Origin of the sequence: Olleya sp. UBA1516 (genome assembly GCF_002323495.1) — a bacterium.
Taxonomy (GTDB): Bacteria; Bacteroidota; Bacteroidia; order Flavobacteriales; family Flavobacteriaceae; genus Olleya.
Map to the genome: position 1 here is coordinate 399,118 of NZ_DCQO01000009.1, position 18,926 is coordinate 418,043.

Sequence of the window (18,926 nt, forward strand, 5' to 3'; positions counted from 1 at the left end):
ACATGAAAACACTTAAATTTCCTTCTGCACAAACTATTTTACTAATTATTGCTGGATTAGTAACGCTATTAACCTGGTTAGTTCCTGCTGGTAAGTACCAAACTTTGGGTTACGACAAAACATCTAATCAGTTTACTAGAGTTAGTACAGAGCAATCGGTTACCTTACCTGCTACTCAGGAAACGTTGGAGACTTTAAATATTAAAATTCCGTTAGAAAAATTTACAAATGGTGACATCTACAAACCTATTAATATTCCAAATACCTACCAACAGCTGGAAGCCAAACCACAAAGTTTTTACGACTTTGTAAAGTCGCCAGTTAAGGGTATTATTGAGGCTTCAGACATTATTTTTCTTGTTTTAATTATTGGAGGTTTAATTGGTATTATTAATAGTACAGGAGCTTTTGATGCTGGTATTGGATGGTTAGCAAATGCTTTAAAAGGTCGCGAGTTTATCCTTATTATATTAGTGACTGTTTTGGTAGCTGCTGGAGGAACAACGTTTGGTTTTGCTGAAGAGACTATTGCCTTCTTCCCTATTCTAATTCCTGTGTTTTTAGCAGCAAAATATGATGCTATGGTTGGTATTGCTTGTATCTTTTTAGGAAGCTCTATTGGTACCATGTGTTCTACTATAAATCCTTTTAGTACTATTATTGCTAGTGATTCGGCTGGAATTAGTTGGACTACAGGATTATGGATACGTATTTTTATGTTGTTTGCCTGCCTGACTATTGCTTTAATTTATATTATTAGATATGGTAAGCGTGTACAAAAAGACCCTTCAAAATCTATTATTTATGATCAACAACAGCAAATTGCTGCCTTATTTACACAAAATAACTCAAAAACGGTAGCCTTTACTACTAGATTAAGATTATCCTTAATTGTATTTGCGCTTTGCTTTATAATCATGATTTATGGTGTTGTCGCTTTAGAGTGGTGGTTTGTGGAAATGACTTCTACTTTTTTAGTGGGATCCATCATAATTGGTATTATTGCTAAGATTAAAGAAACCGATTTTATAGACACCTTTGTAAAAGGTGCAGGAGATTTATTAGGTGTTGCCTTAATTATTGGTATTGCACGTGGTGTAACCGTAATTATGGCAGATGGTTTAATTAGTGACACCTTATTACACTACGCTAGCGGAATGACACAAGGTATGAATAAAGGTGTTTTTGCTAGTGCCTTAACTGCTATTTATGCTGGTTTATCCTTTTTTATACCAAGTAGTTCTGGTATGGCTGTACTAACTATGCCAATCATGTCGCCTTTAGCAGATAGTGTTGGTATTGGTAGAGAGATTGTGGTTAATGCCTACCAATTTGGTTTAGGATTATTTTATTTTATTAATCCAACAGGTTTAATTTTAGCCTCATTAGCAGTTGTTAAAGTTGGATTTAATAAATGGCTAAAATTTATAATGCCATTATTTATCATCTTAATTATCTTTACTTTAGTAGTCATGACAGTGACTAGCTATATGTAATTGCTTTAATAATCAGTTATAATTAATTATCTGTTTTAAAGCAGATATTTTAAATTATCGTATTATAAGCAGATATATTTGTATATCGTCTTAAAAACAGATATCTTTATAAAAAATAGTAGTACTATGATTGCAGTTTTAACAGGAGATATTATAAATTCTAGACAAGGTAATGTCTTGCAATGGTTGGATACTTTAAAAAAAACGCTTAATCAATATGGTCAAGAGCCACACGATTGGGAAATTTTTAGAGGAGACAGTTTTCAATTAATCACCACACCACAAGTTGCATTATTAGCTGCTATACATATAAAAGCAGCCATTAAAGAAAGTAAATTATACGATGTCAGAATCGCAATTGGTTTAGGAGAGCAAACCCATAAGGCTAAAAAAATAGCCGAATCCAATGGTCCTGCTTACGTTAACTCTGGTTTAGCTTTTGAAAACCTAAAAAAGCAAACACTAGCCATAAACGCAAATCAACCAGATTGGGACCAACCCTTAAACATCATGCTAAATCTAGCCTTATTAACCGCAAATAACTGGAGCAGCACAGTTGCCAATGTTATTGTAACGGTTATGGAGCATCCCACAAAAAACCAAAAAGAAATAGCAACACTATTAGGTAAATCGCAAAGTAATATAAGCGAAGCCTTAAAACGTGGTGGCTATGATGAGGTCATGCAACTAAACACCTACTACCAACAACAATTACAAAAATTATGATGTTATTAGTCCTAAAATTAGTCCTAGCACACGCAATTGGCGATTTTGTCCTGCAACCAGACCAATGGGTAAAAGACAAAACCATAAAAAAGCACAAGTCCAAATACCTGTATTTTCATGTGCTAATCCACGCCTTAGCATTACTAATATTACTACAATTTAATACCATCTATTGGATAGGAATAATCAGCATAGTCGTCTCTCATTACATAATAGATGTCATCAAACTTAATCTAACCAAAAAAATAAACCCAAGATTACTATTTATATTAGATCAAATAGCACACCTAATAGTCATTGCAATAGTCGCATTAAGTTACACGCAATATAGCTTTGACATCAACACATTATACTCTAAAAACGTCTTAGCATTACTACTATCCTTAATAGCTATAACTAGTATAGCATCCGTAATCATGCGCTTAGTCATGAGCAAATGGATCCTGGACGAGGACGATGCAAACGACTCTTTAGAAAAAGCAGGAAAATACATTGGTATACTAGAGCGATTATTTGTGTTTGGCTTTATAATCATCAATCAATGGAGTGCTATAGGACTATTAATAGCAGCAAAATCCGTGTTTAGATTTGGCGATTTATCCAAAGCCAAAGACCGTAAATTAACCGAATATATTTTAATAGGCACACTACTTAGTTTTGGAATAGCCATAAGCGTTGGACTACTCTACAATTTTATAATAGCCTAACCACAAGTTAATAGTATAACGCTTTCGCGGAAATAAAGCCATAAGCCACTTACCTACTACCGAAACTATAAAACCAAACCTAAACAGGTTACATTATAGCAACAGTTATAACCACCTTAACAAAAAGCACAAACCATTAGTTAGTGCTTTTTATGTTTATAACTATTTACTTAATTACGGAATACCGTAAAATTACCACCTAAACTTAACCTAAATTTACAACACAACCGAAACAAAAAATACGTAGTTGTACGTATTGCAAGCTAATTTCGATACTTGTAGCTTCGTTTTAGTAATTATAATGGAGAATGTGTTTTAATGAATATAATTTTTTTTAAAATTAATTGCATAAAGTTATTAAAATAGTTAAAGCTAATCAAATGAAAAAAATACCCAAAGAATTAAAAGAATTCTATCAGTCAATTGAGAATCTCAATTCATTGAGCACTTGGAATATTCATAGAGAAATCAAGCAAACCGCAAGAATCGTTGGAGATTGGGAGGATAAACTAATCATCGAAAGAAAATCATTAAACTATAATTTAAATAAAGGGGAATTAAAAACTAATGTTCAAGTCACTGACACGAAAGGTCTAATCGTAGGAATTGGACTTGAACAAAAAGACCTAGAATATTTAAAGAACAGATTAGACGAAACTAAAAATACTTGGCTAAAATCTAGGTATTCGCACTTATTATGGCAAGAAACAAAACATAACAAATATGCAGAAATAGCAATTGATAATTATATTCAAACTATAAACAGAATAAAGTCAGATGAAGCCAATGAATTAACAATTATTCTTTCAGCTATTCTGTATATATCTAAAAGGTCAAAGAAGAAAATAGAACAAGCTAAAGAAACTGCAATTATATTAATTAACGACTTACCAAATTGGTTTAAACCAAATGTTCTAAATTCAATTTTAGATAATAATATCCTTTCAAGTGATGAACTAAATGACATAGCACAGAAATTACCGAGTTGGATAGAAGATTACAAATCTGTTTCATATTTTTCTAATAAAAGTACACTCGATTCTGGAATAAAACTTTATAATTCTCTCGAACTTCCATTGAATAAATTATATGAGTTACTAGCTAAAAATGAAGATATTATTATCGAACAACACCCTGAAGATAATGACTTTATAAAATACACAACAATAGGAACTAAAGCTAAATATTTAAGATTAGCAGGGAAATTAGATGAAGCTGAAGAAGTTTTAAAAGAATATAATAGATTAAAACAAACTGTAAAACTTAGAAAAGTAAGTTGGCAACTTGGTGAAAAAGAAACAGAAATGTTTAACGAATATCTTAATATGAAATCTAAAATCATATTAGATATGCCAACAGAAGAAATTCTTGCTTTCTTTTCAATTAATGAGGATATTCTTGTTGACCCAATTAAGAATGAAGAAAATGCAAAAAAAGCAATAAAAAAATCAATTAGTCACCTTTTTAGCACAAGTGTTTTTGACATAAACAGTAACTTTAAGAACCTCAAAGAATCAGAGAAAATTGACAAAGAAATAATTCAAAGCTATACCATTTCTCACGAAATTAAATGTTCCACCCTTTTTCTAAAAGTATTCGTAGATGGAATCTTAACAGGTAAACTAAATTATTACAAAATATTTGAGTTCTTGGAAACTCACACTTGGTATGGTATTAAATTCAAGCGAGGAATGACTGACAATGAAATTGACCAAAACTCATCTTGGTTGACAATGCTTGCACCTGGTATTCATAATTTATTCGCTCAATTTGAGCTATCAGTTTTAATGAATACTAATAAAATCAATAATTTCATTTTAGCAATGGACTCTTTAACTGTAAAGTTTGAAGGAGTTTTAAGAGATTTTATTCGTTTGTCAGGTGGAAATACGTCTACATCCAAAAGAGGAGAAATAAAGGAACAACTTCTGGAGGAATTACTTGACAATCCGATTACAAAAAAACATTTCACAATAAGGGATATTGAGTTATTCAAATACACATTCACATTAAAGGGAAAAAATTTACGGAATAATATAGCACATTCATTTTTACAATACTCTGATTATAACTTACAAGCTGTTATATTAGTTTTCTTCTGTATTTTAAGACTTGGAAAATATACATTTGAAAAATAAACGATAACTAATAAACCTCTAAACAAGTATCAATTTAAAATTACTTAATTTAGCTACCTAACCTATTCAAGTTACCGTAAGCTAACCAAAAGCGCTATAATTTGCTCAATACAACAACCAATGATTATAGATCAAGAACAAATATTTAAAGACGTACTTTCTAAATTAGAAGGTAAAATTAACGAACAAAGTTTTTTTAATAAGTTCTTGGAGTTATACCCAGAAGTTTGGAAAAAACATAAAACAAACTATTCAAAATTTAACCGAAGTAAACAATTTGGACAAACCATTCCGCTACCAAAACCTGAAGTTTCTTTGCGTAAAGCCATTAGATTGTGGTTACAAAAACAGTAAACAGATAAAACCCAATTTCACGTAATATGCAAAAAGTCATTTTTATAGTATTGTTTCTAATAACAACCAATAGTTTTAGTCAAGAGTTAAACTGTTCAGCATTTAAAAACGGAACATTTACTTACACAGATCCAGATTACGCAGACTTACTAACTATCAGGACAGACTCTATACAAATAGACACTTACCCAAAACTAAATTTGGAAATGACCAGCACTGTGACTTGGCTTTCGGATTGTAAATATCAAATGGTTTACACTAAAGTTAACGATCCTAAAATGCAACCCATAATTGGTGTCAAATATGTTATTGAAATCATTGAGATTAACGATAATAAAATTATATGTCAAACCGACTCTGGAGACGTTATAGTAAAACAAGAAATGATTAAGTTAAAATAGTAACCTGAAATAGCCAAAATGTCCAAAAAAAACATCCTTCAAAATCCGACAAAAACTAACCTGATCGTTTTTACTTTGTTATGGATGGTATCTGTAATTTTAATTACTTTAAGTGTAACAGACTTATTTACAGAAAGCGTTTTTCAAAAAAGATATATTCCTATTTTTATTATAGTTTTAGCGTCTTCCAGAATGGTAGCTAAACTGTATTATAATTACTTTAAAAATAAAAAGAACTAACCAATCACTACTTTAGGGGTTTCTTGTACCAGATATTTATTAATAAGGAATAATCAAATCTTAAAATGATAAATAACTATTTAAACTATAATTTAAAATCCCAACGCAATTCCGTAAATTTGTAATGCTAAAAAAAGAATAATTAACGCTTATTACCAGTTTTTCGTTGTCACGAAAAATAATATAGATGATAAACATTCACGAAAAGACATTACAAGATTTAGAGTTTTCTACCGTTTTAGAGCAAGTAAGCGAGTATTGCGTTACTGCTTTAGGTAACCAAAAAGCACTAAGTATTTTACCATATAAAGACAAAGAAACGCTACTTAACGCATTACAGTTAACCAATGAGTATCTGTCGTCTTACTATAATGATAATCGCATACCTAATCATGGTTTTGACACCATTACCAAAGAGTTGCAATTATTAAAAATAGAAAACACCTATTTAGAAACCCATAGTCTTAAAAAACTAATTTCTATATCCTTAACCGCTAACGATATTGTCAAATTTTTAAAAAAGTTTGACACCTATTATCCAGGTTTACACCAATTCAGCACACAAATTGAAGTTACTACTGCTATTATAGAAAAAGTAGATAGCGTTGTAGACCGTTTTGGAGATGTAAAGGACAATGCTTCGGTATTATTACAAAGCATCAGACAACAAATTAATAAGTTAAAAGGTAAAATTAACTCTAGCTTTACCTCTGCCTTAAACCAATATCATAATCTAGAATATTTAGATGATATTAGAGAGTCTGTGGTGGACAACAAGCGTGTACTAGCTGTAAAAGCAATGTACAGACGTAAGGTTAAAGGTGCCATAATGGGTGGAAGTAAAACAGGAAGCATCGTTTATATCGAGCCTGAAACCACGTTACAACACACCAGAGAACTTAATAATTTAGAATACGAAGAAAGCGAAGAAGTCGTGCGTATCCTAAAAGAAGTGACCAATTACATTCGTCATTACTTACCGTTATTAGAGTTATATCAAACCTTTTTAACCGAAATGGATGTGATTTCCGCGAAAGCGAAATATGCTAAATCCATGAACGCTATTTTACCAGAAATTAGCGAAGACAGAGCCTTATACTTGCGTGATGCCTACCATCCACTACTCTATTTAAACAATTTAGAGAAAAAAGAAAAAACGTTTCCGCAAACCATTGGACTTAAAGAAGACAGTCGCATTATTGTGATTTCGGGACCAAATGCTGGAGGTAAATCCATTACATTAAAAACCGTTGGTTTACTGCAAGTCATGTTGCAATCCGGTTTTTTAATTCCTGTGCATGAGCGTAGTAAAGCCTTTTTATTTGATCGTATTGTTAGCGATATTGGAGATAATCAATCCATCGAGAATCATTTAAGTACCTATAGTTACCGTTTAAAACAGATGAATTATTTCTTGAAAAAAATTAACAAGAATACGCTGTTTTTAATTGACGAATTTGGTACTGGATCTGATCCAGAATTAGGAGGAGCTTTAGCTGAAACGTTTTTGGAAGAATTTTATGCTAGAAAAGCCTACGGAATTATTACCACACATTACGCTAACCTAAAAATGTTGGCTAATGAAAAGGACGAAATGATTAACGCTAACATGATGTTTGACGAGCGTACCTTGGAACCAATGTACAAATTAGCATTAGGTCAAGCTGGTAGTAGTTTTACGTTTGAAGTCGCACAAAAAAATGGAATTCCGTATAGCTTAATTAACCGTTCTAAAAAGAAGATTGAACGCAGTAAAGTCCGCTTTGATGCAACGATAGCTAAGTTACAAAAACAACGTGCTAAGCTTGAAAAAACAAGCGAATCGCTAAAGGTTAATGAAAAGAAAAAACAATCTGAAGCTGATAAATTAGAAGAAATCAATGCTAAGGTTCAGAAAAAACTAGAAAACTATCAAGAGTTATATGACAGCAATCAACGACTGATTTATTTGGGTCAGAAAATGAATGATATTGCAGAGAAGTTTTTTAACGATAAGAAGAAAAAAGAGTTAATGTCAGAGTTGTTTAGATTAGTACAAATTGAAAACTCTAAACGAAAAAAAATAACTGCAAAACAAGCTAAAGCCGAAAAAGCTAAAGAGAAGCAAGTTAAACAGGAAGCCGAAAAAACAGTGGAAGTCATCCGTAAAAAGAAGAAAGACGCTAAAGAAAAAGAAAAAAATAAACCTGTAGCACCAAAAGCAATCTTAAAAGTTGGTGATCGCGTTAGGATGAATGATGGTCGTGCTGTTGGTACTATTGATAAGTTTGAAAAAGGCAAAGCAATTGTAAACTATGGTATGTTTACCACTAACGTCAATGTTGATGTTTTAGAGCTTGTTGAGGCTGTTAAAAAGAAATAGTAATAATAATAATAAGCCACAACGTCACTTCGAGTGGTTTGTGAGGCACGAGCAAATTGTATCGAGAAGCACATTAAATCAATAAAAGTAAAACAATAAGTTCTCGATACACTCCTCCTACGTCGAAGCACTCGAACTGACGTGATGTGATTACTTAAATAGACTACTTACCAAATAACTTGTACATAACCCAAGCTGGTCCAACTAATAAAAACTGTAAATCATCAATAAAACTAGGTTTTTGACCTTCTACCTTATGACCATAAAATTGACCAATCCAAGCTATAATAAATAACGCTAAAGAGAAATAAACTAAAGGAACATATTGCGCAATAACATAATTAAGTACAAGACAAAAAGCCGAAAACAATAACATTTGTATCCCAACCTTTACAGACAGTCTAAAATAAAATAATACCAAGGTTATAATTAATAAAACAAATGCCCAATTAGCAATGATAGGATGCGGTAAAACATTATTTAAAAATCCACTAGGTATAGACATAAACAAACCAACAACACTAAAAAATATAGCTGGCACACATATAAAATGTATAGAAATGTTTGTCGGATTTTGATGACTGACAGCATAACTATCAAACCATTGTTGTAAAGTTCTCATATAATTGATTTTTGTAAATATATTAATTTATTTTTGTGATATGCAAAATTTACCAAACGACAAATCGCTTATTCTTTTTGATGGTGTATGCAACCTTTGCAACACATCAATACAATTTGTTATAAAACACGATACAAAAAACAAGTATCTATTTGCACCTTTACAAAGTAATATTGGTCAGTCTATTATCCAAAAATATAACTTGGATACAAGCAAAACAGACTCCATACTACTCTATTCCAATACTAAAGGCTTAAAGGTAAAATCTACTGCTGCTTTAGTAATAGCCACACACTTGGGATTTCCGATAAATATGTTAGGTGTTTTTTTTATAGTGCCTACATTTATTAGAAATTGGGTTTACGACTTTGTAGCTAAAAACCGTTATAGATGGTATGGCAAAAAAGAAGCTTGTATGATTCCTACTCCAGAATTAAAAGCTAAATTTTTAGCTTAATAAGCTTTAACTCATCCAAAGGTATGCTTCCCTCATTAAAAACACCTGTTTACTCAATTACAATTTTATAACACTAGCTAGTCTATTAACTTTGAGTATGAGGTTGGTTATAGCCTCAAAACAGTTACGTTAACTCAAGCCTAACTTCTGTTAGTTAGGAATAGATTGCGTTTTAGTTTAAGGAATGTCTAACCTTAAATTAGCATAGTATTATACTTAGGACAAAAAACTGTTTTGAGGCTTTTTAATTTTGCCCTAAAGCTTAATCAAAAGTTGCTAAACTAAGCTTTTAGTATTTTTTTTAATAAATTATAAGCAGCTTTTTCCATTTGATCCATCTCACCATCTGCAAAAGCCATAAGTTTTATATCTGCAAATAGATCTGCAAAATCATTGCGATAATAATCATGAGTTTTAACTGCTTCAATTATATTTTGAATACTTTGATAGTCGTTATCTTCTTCAAATTTTTCGTGTACACGATTATAAACGTCTTTATTAACTCTAGACAGAATATAATTTTTTTCTTTTTTAGTTTCGTCTAAATCTGAATGTGCTATAAATATTAAAATATAGGCTAACAATTCATCCTTAGTCCATGTATTTGGTTGTTTCATTATTGAAGATTTTAAAGTTCCGTATTCTGTCCACGATCCATCGTAAACACTATTATTATAACCTATAATTGTTGCTGCCAAGCTTAAAACAGATGCTGTAATACCAGAACCACAGCTAAATACCAAGCGTTGATTCTGCTTTAAAATAGTCTCAAAAATCAGACGTAACTCCTCTTTAGACTTAAGCTTGTAACCCTCTAAAATAGCATCGTGTGGTAAATTTATCGAGTTTGGTATTGTACCAGATCTTAAACCTGCTCTAGGTTCTGTTACTTTACTAGTAAATCTATCATTTGATCTGGCATCAATAATTGTAAAATTTGGATCTTTACTAATAGCTTCAATCGACTCAAAGTATACAACATTATTTGGATTGTATTTAGCTGTAAAATTGCCAGATTTAAAATCTGTTTTATATTTATTTTCTGTAGCATAACCGTTAGCTTCCCATTCTGGCAGACCACCATCTAAAACCGCTACGTTATTATGTCCAAACGTTTTAAAAAGCCACCAAGCTCTTGGACTAGAATAGATGCCTAAACCGTCATAAACCACAATAAAACTAGTGTTATTAATTCCAAGTTTTTGGGCTTCTGTTTCAAATTGTATCTCTGAAGGTATTGTATTAGGAAATGTTGCGTTAACATCACTAAAAGCGTTTTTTATATCAAAAAAACGAGCTTTAGGAATATACTTTTGATTCGGTTTTAAAGATTGACTTCCTACTTTTGGGATAGACGCATCCAATACGATTAGCTGGTCATAATTAATGTTAGCCTTTAACCAATCTACCGAAACAATAGTATCAAATCCATCCATAATTACTTTTTTATTTATATGTATTAAACCATTAAGCGTATTAAAATTAGTAGTTTATTTTACATTTTCATAATTATCATCCCATTCTTTAGCCTTAGGATTATCATGTAATTTACCTAAAGACTTAGCTACTAACATAGATACAGTCGCATCTCCTGTTACATTAACTACCGTTCTACACATATCTAATGGTCTGTCAACCGCAAAAATTAAGGCTAACCCAATAGGTAGTAATTCTGCAGGAAATCCTATAGCTTCTAATACAATAACTAACATAACCATACCAGCACTTGGTACTGCAGCACTACCAATAGAAGCTAATAAAGCAGTACCTACAATAACTAATTGATTTGTAAAAGTTAGTCCTTCAGGCCAAATAACTTGCATAATAAATACAGCAGCAATACCTTGGTATAAACTTGTACCATCCATATTAACCGTTGCTCCTACTGGTAAAACAAATCCTGCTACCTCTTTATCTACTCCTAAATGTTCTTCTACACGCTCCATAGTTACTGGTAATGTTGCAGCACTACTTGATGTAGAAAATGCCAATAATTGTGCTGGACTAAATTGTTTTAAAAACCATAAAGGTGATTTTTTAGTAACCACTTTGACTAGCATTAGGTAGAAGCAAATCATTAAAAATAAACCAAATACTACGCATGCTGCATAACCTAACAATTTAACTAATATGGTGGTATCATCAAATGCGATAATTACATTTGCCATTAATGCAAATACTGCATAAGGAGCAAACAACATAATTAAATCCACCATTTTCATAACCACTTCATTTAAAGAATCAAAGAAATCAATTAATGGTTTGGCTTTTTTCTCCGGAATTAATAGTAAGCATATACCCACAAATAAAGCAAAGAATATAACTTGTAACATCGCTGGCTCTGCAAACGAATTAAATATATTACTAGGAAAAATATCTACTAATGGTTGTAATGGACCAGCTTCTTTAGTCACTTTGGCTTTACCTATCATAACATCTGCATTACCTTGGTATGCTGTTTTGATGTTCTCGATTGTATCTTGAGGCATTCCTTCGCCTGGTTTAATAATATTAACAATACTTAAACCAATAACTATAGCTATAACTGTTGTCCCAATATAAATACCTATGGTACGTAAGCCCATAGATTTAATTTTAGAGATATCTTTTAGGTCAGAAATTCCTTTTATTAGTGACGCTAATATTAACGGAACAGCAATCAATTTTAATAAATTAATAAAAATAGTTCCAAAAGGTGCTATCCAATCTCCAACAAAACCTCTACCTCCATCAACGCTATTCATTAAAAATCCAAAAATGATACCTAATACCATTCCTATTATAATTTTCCAGTGTAATGCAAGTTTTTTCATATCTTTTGGTAGTTGTTCCTTTTAAAAAGTACTTTTTTTAAGTTATTAAATTAGTTTTTCTTCCTATTGTTTTATGTCTCCAAACTTCGTAAAGATGACACGTTGTATGTTCTTGATTTGGATTGTCTAATGGTAATTGCGTTTGTATTGTTTTTGCTTTATCATAGTCCGTTATTAAACCATAATCATTTAAATCTGTAGGTAAAAATGTAGCATCAAAACCTCCTGCATTTGATAAAGCACTAGTATCTCCTGTAACGTCAATTAAGTCATAGCCTACAAAATCAAAATATGCTGTTAAGTTAGCTTTTTCACTATTAGGTTGTTTGACTATTGCTAACAAATTAAAATATTGCAACGCTTTTACTTTTTCAAGCACATAGTTTAAATCATTAAAATAAAACATGACCATGCCTTGATCTGTAATAATATGATCCCAATCCTTTACCGTATCTAAATCAGGCATAAAAGACAACCTATTTAAGTTACCATCTAAAGATACTAATTCTGTTAGATGTGTCAAATCAGAATAAGCTATAAAATCGACCCAACTAAATCCCGTTTTGCTTTCAGGATCAAAGGTATTTAAAGCAGTATAATAAATTTGAGGGTCCATTTAAATATTATAAACTAAGTTATTAGACTATATTTTATTTAAGAATATGTCTTATTGATCAATAAATAATCAGCTAATACTAAAGCTGCCATAGCTTCTACAATAGGTACAGCTCTTGGTACCACACAAGGATCATGTCTTCCTTTTCCTTGCATTTCTACTATTTCACCATCTCTATTAATGGTTTCATATTTTTGTATTAAAGTAGCCACAGGTTTAAATGCAACTCTAAAATAAATATCCATTCCGTTACTAATACCACCTTGTATACCTCCTGATAGGTTAGTTTTTGTGCTTCCGTCAATATTAAATAAGTCGTTATGCTCGCTACCTTTCATTTTAGCACCACAAAATCCGCTACCAAATTCAAAACCTTTAACAGCATTAATGGATAACATTGCTTTACCTAATTCGGCATGCAGTTTATCAAAAACAGGTTCGCCTAAACCAATTGGTACATTTTGAAGCACACAAGTTACTGTCCCTCCAATGGTATCACCTTCTTTACGGATTTGTTTAATACGTGTAATCATTTTTTCAGCTATAGCTGAATCCGGACAACGCACAGCATTGCTTTCAATTTTAGTAAAATCTAAATCTTGATACGGTTTGTCTATAAATATGTCTCCAACTGAAGACGTAAAAGCATTAATTTTTACATTTTTTAAAACTTGCTTAGCAATTGCGCCTGCAACGACACGACTAGCAGTTTCTCTGGCAGAACTACGACCTCCTCCTCTATAATCTCTTAAACCATATTTTTTTTCGTAGACATAATCTGCGTGACTTGGTCTATAACTATCTTTGATGTGCGAATAGTCATGAGATTTTTGATTAGAGTTTTCGATAATAAATCCAATTGGCGTACCTGTTGTAACGCCTTCAAATATTCCTGACAAAAATTTAACTTCATCTGGCTCTTTACGCTGAGTTACAATAGCAGACTGACCTGGTTTACGTCTATTCATTTCCGTTTGGATAGCCTCCAAATCTATTTCTATTCCTGGAGGACATCCATCAATAATTCCTCCAATAGCTACACCATGAGATTCTCCAAAAGTGGTGAGTTTAAATAAGTTTCCGAAACTATTACCTGCCATAAATAAATTAATTTACGCTAATGTAATCATAAATAATAGTCAAACAAAACCAATATAATTTCAACTTATAAAAATTGGTAATGATATCTTAACAATTAGCTTATAATTAGATAATTATGCAATAATGTTAGATTAACACTACAATTTGATATTTGCATTAGTAATCAAGAAACTAAACCGTATTGAAATTAAAAAGAAAAGTTGAAGTTGTAGTCATATCAGATGTCCATTTAGGTACTTATGGTTGTCATGCTAAACAATTGTTGACTTACTTAAGTAGCGTTGATCCTAAACATTTAATACTAAATGGTGATATTATAGATATCTGGCAGTTTAGCAAACGTTATTTTCCTAAATCACACATGCAAGTTATAAAAAAGATAGTGTCTTTAGCTGCAAAAGGTACCAAAGTGACTTATATAACTGGTAATCATGATGAAATGCTGAGAAAATTTACAGACTCAGAGATTGGAAATATATCCATTGTTAACAAATTGGTACTAGAATTAGACGGTAAAAAAGCATGGTTTTTTCATGGTGATGTTTTTGATGCGTCCATACAAAGTGCCAAATGGTTAGCTAAATTAGGCGCTTACGGTTATGACCTTTTAATATTAATTAATAAAGTCTTTAATTGGATATTGGTAACTTTAGGTAAAGAACGCTATTCGTTATCTAAAAAAATAAAAAGTAGTGTCAAAGGTGCTGTACGCTTTATTAGTAATTTTGAAAAAACAGCGACAGACTTAGCCATAGAAAATGGTTATGATTACGTTATTTGTGGTCATATTCACCAACCAAAAAATGAAATAGTTGAAACTAAAAAAGGCACCACAAACTATTTAAACTCTGGAGATTGGGTAGAAAATTTTACAGCTTTGGAGTATCAATTTAAACGTTGGAAATTATATAGATATAGTGAGGATAAATTATCTGCTTTTTTTGCTGATGAAGACATTAAAGAGATGTCAGAGCAAGAATTGATTGCAGCTATAACCATTATGAAGCCTTTTAAAACATCTAAGTAAGCGTTAATTTTGGAGTTTGTTATAGTTTGTGTTAATTTGTTAAAAATTACATACCTATGACTTTTTCTAAATTTACATCTTTAATAATTTTAAGTATTATTTTAGTTGGCTGCTCTAGCGACTCTACCGATGATAGTCCTGCGACGTCACAACAACAATTTGAAGGCGTTTTTTTTCCTTTAAACACATTAAATTCTTGGGATTATAATGTTGTAAATACCGACAATAATACTGGCTTAGATACACCAAGTGAAGATGAATTAATGGTTGAAAGCCAATCCTCAAACGGTTACACATTATCTGTTAACCAAGGTGGAATCGCTAATGGAACCATGAGCGGTATATTGACTAGTGGCGAATTATCTAGAACCCAAACGACTTTAGCTGCTAACGGTACGGTAGCTTTACCTATTGATGGTTTTGATTTTCAAATTGAACTTGACAATGCATTATTATACAATACACAAGCAAATAACGGAACGCAATTATCTATACAAACTGGGTCCTTTACACAAGATTTAGAAGGGTATCCTGTTACCATAAATTACACTTTAAAAAGTACACAATTACAAAACTTAAATAGCCTAGATGTAAATGGTGTAACCTATAATACAGTGACGTCTTCTAATATTAGTTTAGAGTTATCTGTGACCACTGAAGTAACCATTATAGTAGCTCAAACCATTTCAATACTAGACACACAACAAGTCCTATCTGTTAATAGTTTTTATGCTGAAAATGTAGGTTTAATTAAAGCAGAAGCTAATACTAATTATCAGCTAAATTCTGAAACTGCCACATTATTAAATCAATTAGGTGCAGATTTAGGCGCTTTACAAACCTCACTTTCTATTACTAATACACAAATTATATCGGATTATAACGTATCAGAATAATTATAGCAAAGCCTTTTTTAATATAGTAACTGGATGGTATGCAATGCGTTGTGTACCATCTTTTATTTGATGCCTACAACTTGTACCATTAGCGCTAATTATTGTAGTTTCAGGTGCTTTTCTTACAGCAGGAAACAATGTTTGCTCACCTACTTGCATACTTATCTCATAATGCTCTTTTTCGTAACCAAAACTACCAGCCATACCACAGCAACCACTAGGTATTATAGTTACTTTATAATTTTTTGGAAGATTTAAAACATTAAAACTATGGATTTGGTTTGATTGTGCCTTTTGATGGCAATGACCATGAAATTTAATCACTTCTGCTTCGGATGTAAATTGATCTGAAGTAATGTTTCCTATAGCAATTTCGTTAGATAAAAAGGCTTCAATTAAAAATGTGTTTTTAGCAATCGCTTCCGCAGAAATTTTATCAGATACCAACCTTGGGTATTCATCTTTAAAAGTTAAAATAGCGGAAGGTTCAATACCTATTAAAGGTGAATTTTTAGTGATTATATTTTTGAATAAACTAACGTTTTTTTCGGCTACTTTTTCAGCCTGATCTAATAAGCCTTTAGATATAAAAGCACGTCCTGATTCCGCGTTATTAATTAGTTTAACATCATAGTTTAAAGCATATAATAGTTGGATAGCATCTTCACCTATGTTAGCATCTAATTGATTAGTAAACTCGTCATTAAACAAGTAAACTGTTTTTATTTTTTTAAGTATAAAAGACTTATTTTTAGATGTTTGATATACTCTATCTAAAGTATTACTTGACAACAAAGGCAAACTTCTTTGTTTAGCAATTCCTAGACTTTTTTTAATTAATGATGCAGTAATCTTATTAGAAAACATAAAATTAGTGATGCCTTTTACTGGTCTACCAAATTGATTTAATTGATTATTAAATGCAAATAATTTAGTCCTAATTGAAACGCCATTTTCCTTTTGATATTGATACAAAAACTCTGCTTTTAAACTAGCAACATCTACACTACTTGGACACTCACTTGCACATGCTTTACAACTTAAACATAAATCAAAAACAGACTTTAATTCTGTGTGATTAAACTTATTTTTTTTATCAGAATTTGTTAAATATTCACGTAGTGCATTTGCTCTTGCTCTTGTTGTATCTTTTTCGTTTTTAGTTGCTCTGTAACTTGGACACATAGTACCACCAAACTCAGGTAGTTTTCTGCAATCACCAGAACCATTACATTTTTCTGCTTCTCTTAAAATACCTTCCGACTTAGAAAAATCCAGAAGAGTTGTAATTTTAGGCACCACTTTATCTGGTTGGTATCTCAAGTTTTTATCCATAGGATAAGCATCCACAATCTTTCCTGGATTAAAAATATTGTTAGGATCAAAACTTGATTTTATTTGTCTTAATAATTCATAGTTATTACTACCAATCATAAGCTCAACAAACTCACCTCTAACAATACCATCACCATGCTCTCCACTAAAGGATCCATTATACTTTTTAACTAAATGCGCTACATCTGTTGTAATTTGCCTAAAAAGCTTAACGTCATCGGATTGTTTTAAATCTAAAATTGGACGCAAATGCAATTCTCCTGCTCCTGCATGAGCATAATACACAGCTTTTTGGTTATAATTAGCCATTAATTGTGTGAAATCTGCTATATAATTAGCTAAATCAGGTAATGCAACAGCAGTATCCTCTATACAAGCTACTGCTTTTTTATCTCCAATCATATTACCCATTAAGCCCAAACCTGCACTTCTTAGATTATTAGCCTTATCAATTTGGTCTTCTATTAATATAGGGTAAGCATAACTTGCTGTATTTGATTTAGATATATTAATTAAGTCATTAGCTTGTTGTTTTGCTTGCTCTAATGTTACTCCTCTAACCTCACACATAAGAATTGCTTCAGGATCACCTTGAATAAAAAACCGATTGTCTTGTTGCGTTTTATTATACTTGGTTAAGTCTAAAATGGTTTTATCCATCATTTCGCAAGTATATAAGTCATGCTCCATTACTGGCTGTACAGCATTTAAACACTCTTTAATAGAATTAAAATGCAAAGCAACCATAATCCTATTTGCAAGAGGTAAATCATCTAATTGTAATGTTATTTGCGTAGTAAAAGCTAAGGTACCTTCGCTTCCTGCAAGTAATTTACAAATGTTAAACGTTTCATCTTTGACTAATTCATCAATTGCATAACCTGTATTACGTCTATGGATTTCTGGTTTTGGAAAGTGCTTTATTATTTCCGCTTTAGCGTTATCATTAAATAAATTACTTTGTAGTTGTCTATATATTTGCCCTTCTAAAGTATCAAGTTTTAATTTTTCTTTGATATTAGTTGAAGTAAGCCCTTTAAAAGTAACTAAGCTACCATCACTTAACACCGTTTGTAACTCTAGCACTTTATCTCTGGTAACTCCATATTTTATTGATGTCGTTCCTGATGAATTATTACCAACCATTCCACCAATCATACAACGATTTGAGGTTGATGTATTTGGACCAAAAAACAATCCAAAAGGTTTTAGATAATTATTTAACTGGTCGCGAACCACTCCTGGTTGCACAGTTACCGTTTTGTTTTTTTTGTCAAAAGAAACAATAGCATTAAAATATTTGGATACATCTACTATTATGCCTTCTCCAACACATTGCCCTGCTAAAGATGTACCTGCAGTCCTAGGTATTAATGCTGCTTTATTTTGTGTAGCAAACTGTATAAGCAATTTTAAATCGTCACTATTTTTGGGGTAAGCTACAGCTATAGGTAGCATTCTGTAAACCGAAGCGTCTGTTGCATAAATAGATTTGGTTAAATCATCATAAAACAAATCACCTAACAAGCTGTTTTTTAGACTATTTAAATCCATAAAGCTAAATAAAACTAAAATTAAGTTAAAAAAAACGGTGTTTTAGCGTATTAATATTACACTTTATCGATAACCGTTATT

Annotated in this window: 17 protein-coding genes; 11 read left to right on the forward strand and 6 right to left on the reverse strand. The window is 31.5% G+C overall.

The features are described from left to right. Nucleotides 1-2 precede the first annotated feature (2 nt). The 8 genes from B2989_RS06030 to B2989_RS06065 all read left to right on the forward strand — a co-directional run bounded on the left by B2989_RS06030 (nucleotide 3) and on the right by B2989_RS06065 (nucleotide 8,424). Complete coding sequence (locus B2989_RS06030; protein ID WP_292945622.1) at nucleotides 3-1,496, forward strand: YfcC family protein; 1,494 nt, start codon at nucleotides 3-5, stop codon at nucleotides 1,494-1,496. A gap of 126 nt (nucleotides 1,497-1,622) precedes the next feature. Beyond that, nucleotides 1,623-2,222, forward strand: coding sequence for a SatD family protein (locus tag B2989_RS06035; protein ID WP_292945625.1), 600 nt, complete (start codon nucleotides 1,623-1,625; stop codon nucleotides 2,220-2,222). Continuing rightward, nucleotides 2,219-2,929, forward strand: coding sequence for a DUF3307 domain-containing protein (locus B2989_RS06040; RefSeq protein WP_292945628.1), 711 nt, complete (start codon nucleotides 2,219-2,221; stop codon nucleotides 2,927-2,929). The genes B2989_RS06035 and B2989_RS06040 overlap by 4 nt, the downstream gene beginning before the upstream one ends. Nucleotides 2,930-3,309: 380 nt before the next feature. Continuing rightward, on the forward strand, nucleotides 3,310-5,067 hold the full coding sequence (locus B2989_RS06045) for a DUF4209 domain-containing protein (RefSeq protein WP_292945631.1): 1,758 nt from the start codon (nucleotides 3,310-3,312) through the stop codon (nucleotides 5,065-5,067). Between the two features lie 120 nt (nucleotides 5,068-5,187). Beyond that, a complete protein-coding gene (locus B2989_RS06050) occupies nucleotides 5,188-5,421 on the forward strand; it encodes a hypothetical protein (protein WP_099569299.1) in 234 nt (77 codons plus the stop codon). 26 nt (nucleotides 5,422-5,447) lie between these two features. Next, a complete protein-coding gene (locus B2989_RS06055) occupies nucleotides 5,448-5,822 on the forward strand; it encodes a hypothetical protein (RefSeq protein ID WP_292945635.1) in 375 nt (124 codons plus the stop codon). A gap of 18 nt (nucleotides 5,823-5,840) precedes the next feature. Further along, entirely contained in the window at nucleotides 5,841-6,062 is a 222-nt protein-coding gene (locus B2989_RS06060; RefSeq protein ID WP_292945637.1) for a hypothetical protein, read from the forward strand. Between the two features lie 187 nt (nucleotides 6,063-6,249). Further along, nucleotides 6,250-8,424 (forward strand): endonuclease MutS2, encoded by a 2,175-nt coding sequence (locus B2989_RS06065; protein WP_292945639.1) that lies wholly within the window; start codon nucleotides 6,250-6,252, stop codon nucleotides 8,422-8,424. Between the two features lie 163 nt (nucleotides 8,425-8,587). Here the strand turns inward: B2989_RS06065 and B2989_RS06070 are convergent, their stop codons facing one another. After that, nucleotides 8,588-9,046, reverse strand: coding sequence for a DUF962 domain-containing protein (locus B2989_RS06070; protein ID WP_292945641.1), 459 nt, complete (start codon nucleotides 9,044-9,046; stop codon nucleotides 8,588-8,590). A 40-nt stretch (nucleotides 9,047-9,086) separates the two neighbouring features. Here B2989_RS06070 and B2989_RS06075 point away from each other — a divergent pair, with 40 nt between their 5' ends. Next, nucleotides 9,087-9,503 carry a thiol-disulfide oxidoreductase DCC family protein gene (locus B2989_RS06075; RefSeq protein WP_292945643.1) on the forward strand — a complete coding sequence of 139 codons (417 nt, stop codon included), beginning with the start codon at nucleotides 9,087-9,089 and terminating at the stop codon, nucleotides 9,501-9,503. 281 nt (nucleotides 9,504-9,784) lie between these two features. On the opposite strand, the gene B2989_RS06080 is transcribed toward B2989_RS06075, so the two are convergent. From B2989_RS06080 to aroC, 4 genes are read right to left on the reverse strand one after another with little or no spacing between them, the layout of a single operon-like run. After that, entirely contained in the window at nucleotides 9,785-10,939 is a 1,155-nt protein-coding gene (locus B2989_RS06080; protein ID WP_292945646.1) for a sulfurtransferase, read from the reverse strand. Nucleotides 10,940-10,993: 54 nt separating this feature from the next. Further along, nucleotides 10,994-12,316 carry a dicarboxylate/amino acid:cation symporter gene (locus tag B2989_RS06085; protein WP_292945649.1) on the reverse strand — a complete coding sequence of 441 codons (1,323 nt, stop codon included), beginning with the start codon at nucleotides 12,314-12,316 and terminating at the stop codon, nucleotides 10,994-10,996. Between the two features lie 37 nt (nucleotides 12,317-12,353). Then, nucleotides 12,354-12,932 (reverse strand): hypothetical protein, encoded by a 579-nt coding sequence (locus B2989_RS06090; protein WP_292945652.1) that lies wholly within the window; start codon nucleotides 12,930-12,932, stop codon nucleotides 12,354-12,356. 38 nt (nucleotides 12,933-12,970) lie between these two features. Further along, nucleotides 12,971-14,032, reverse strand: coding sequence for a chorismate synthase (gene aroC, locus B2989_RS06095; protein WP_292945655.1), 1,062 nt, complete (start codon nucleotides 14,030-14,032; stop codon nucleotides 12,971-12,973). Between the two features lie 182 nt (nucleotides 14,033-14,214). On the opposite strand from aroC, the gene B2989_RS06100 reads away from it, so the two are divergent. Both B2989_RS06100 and B2989_RS06105 read left to right on the forward strand, forming a co-directional pair. Continuing rightward, nucleotides 14,215-15,060, forward strand: a complete 846-nt coding sequence (locus B2989_RS06100; RefSeq protein ID WP_145001636.1) for a UDP-2,3-diacylglucosamine diphosphatase — start codon at nucleotides 14,215-14,217, stop codon at nucleotides 15,058-15,060. 56 nt (nucleotides 15,061-15,116) lie between these two features. After that, complete coding sequence (locus B2989_RS06105; RefSeq protein WP_292945662.1) at nucleotides 15,117-15,956, forward strand: hypothetical protein; 840 nt, start codon at nucleotides 15,117-15,119, stop codon at nucleotides 15,954-15,956. Here B2989_RS06105 and B2989_RS06110 read toward each other — a convergent pair whose 3' ends face one another. Further along, the gene (locus B2989_RS06110) at nucleotides 15,957-18,845 is read right to left on the reverse strand and encodes an FAD-binding and (Fe-S)-binding domain-containing protein (RefSeq protein WP_292945665.1); all 2,889 of its coding nucleotides are present in this window, start codon (nucleotides 18,843-18,845) and stop codon (nucleotides 15,957-15,959) included. Between the last annotated feature and the right edge of the window lie 81 nt (nucleotides 18,846-18,926).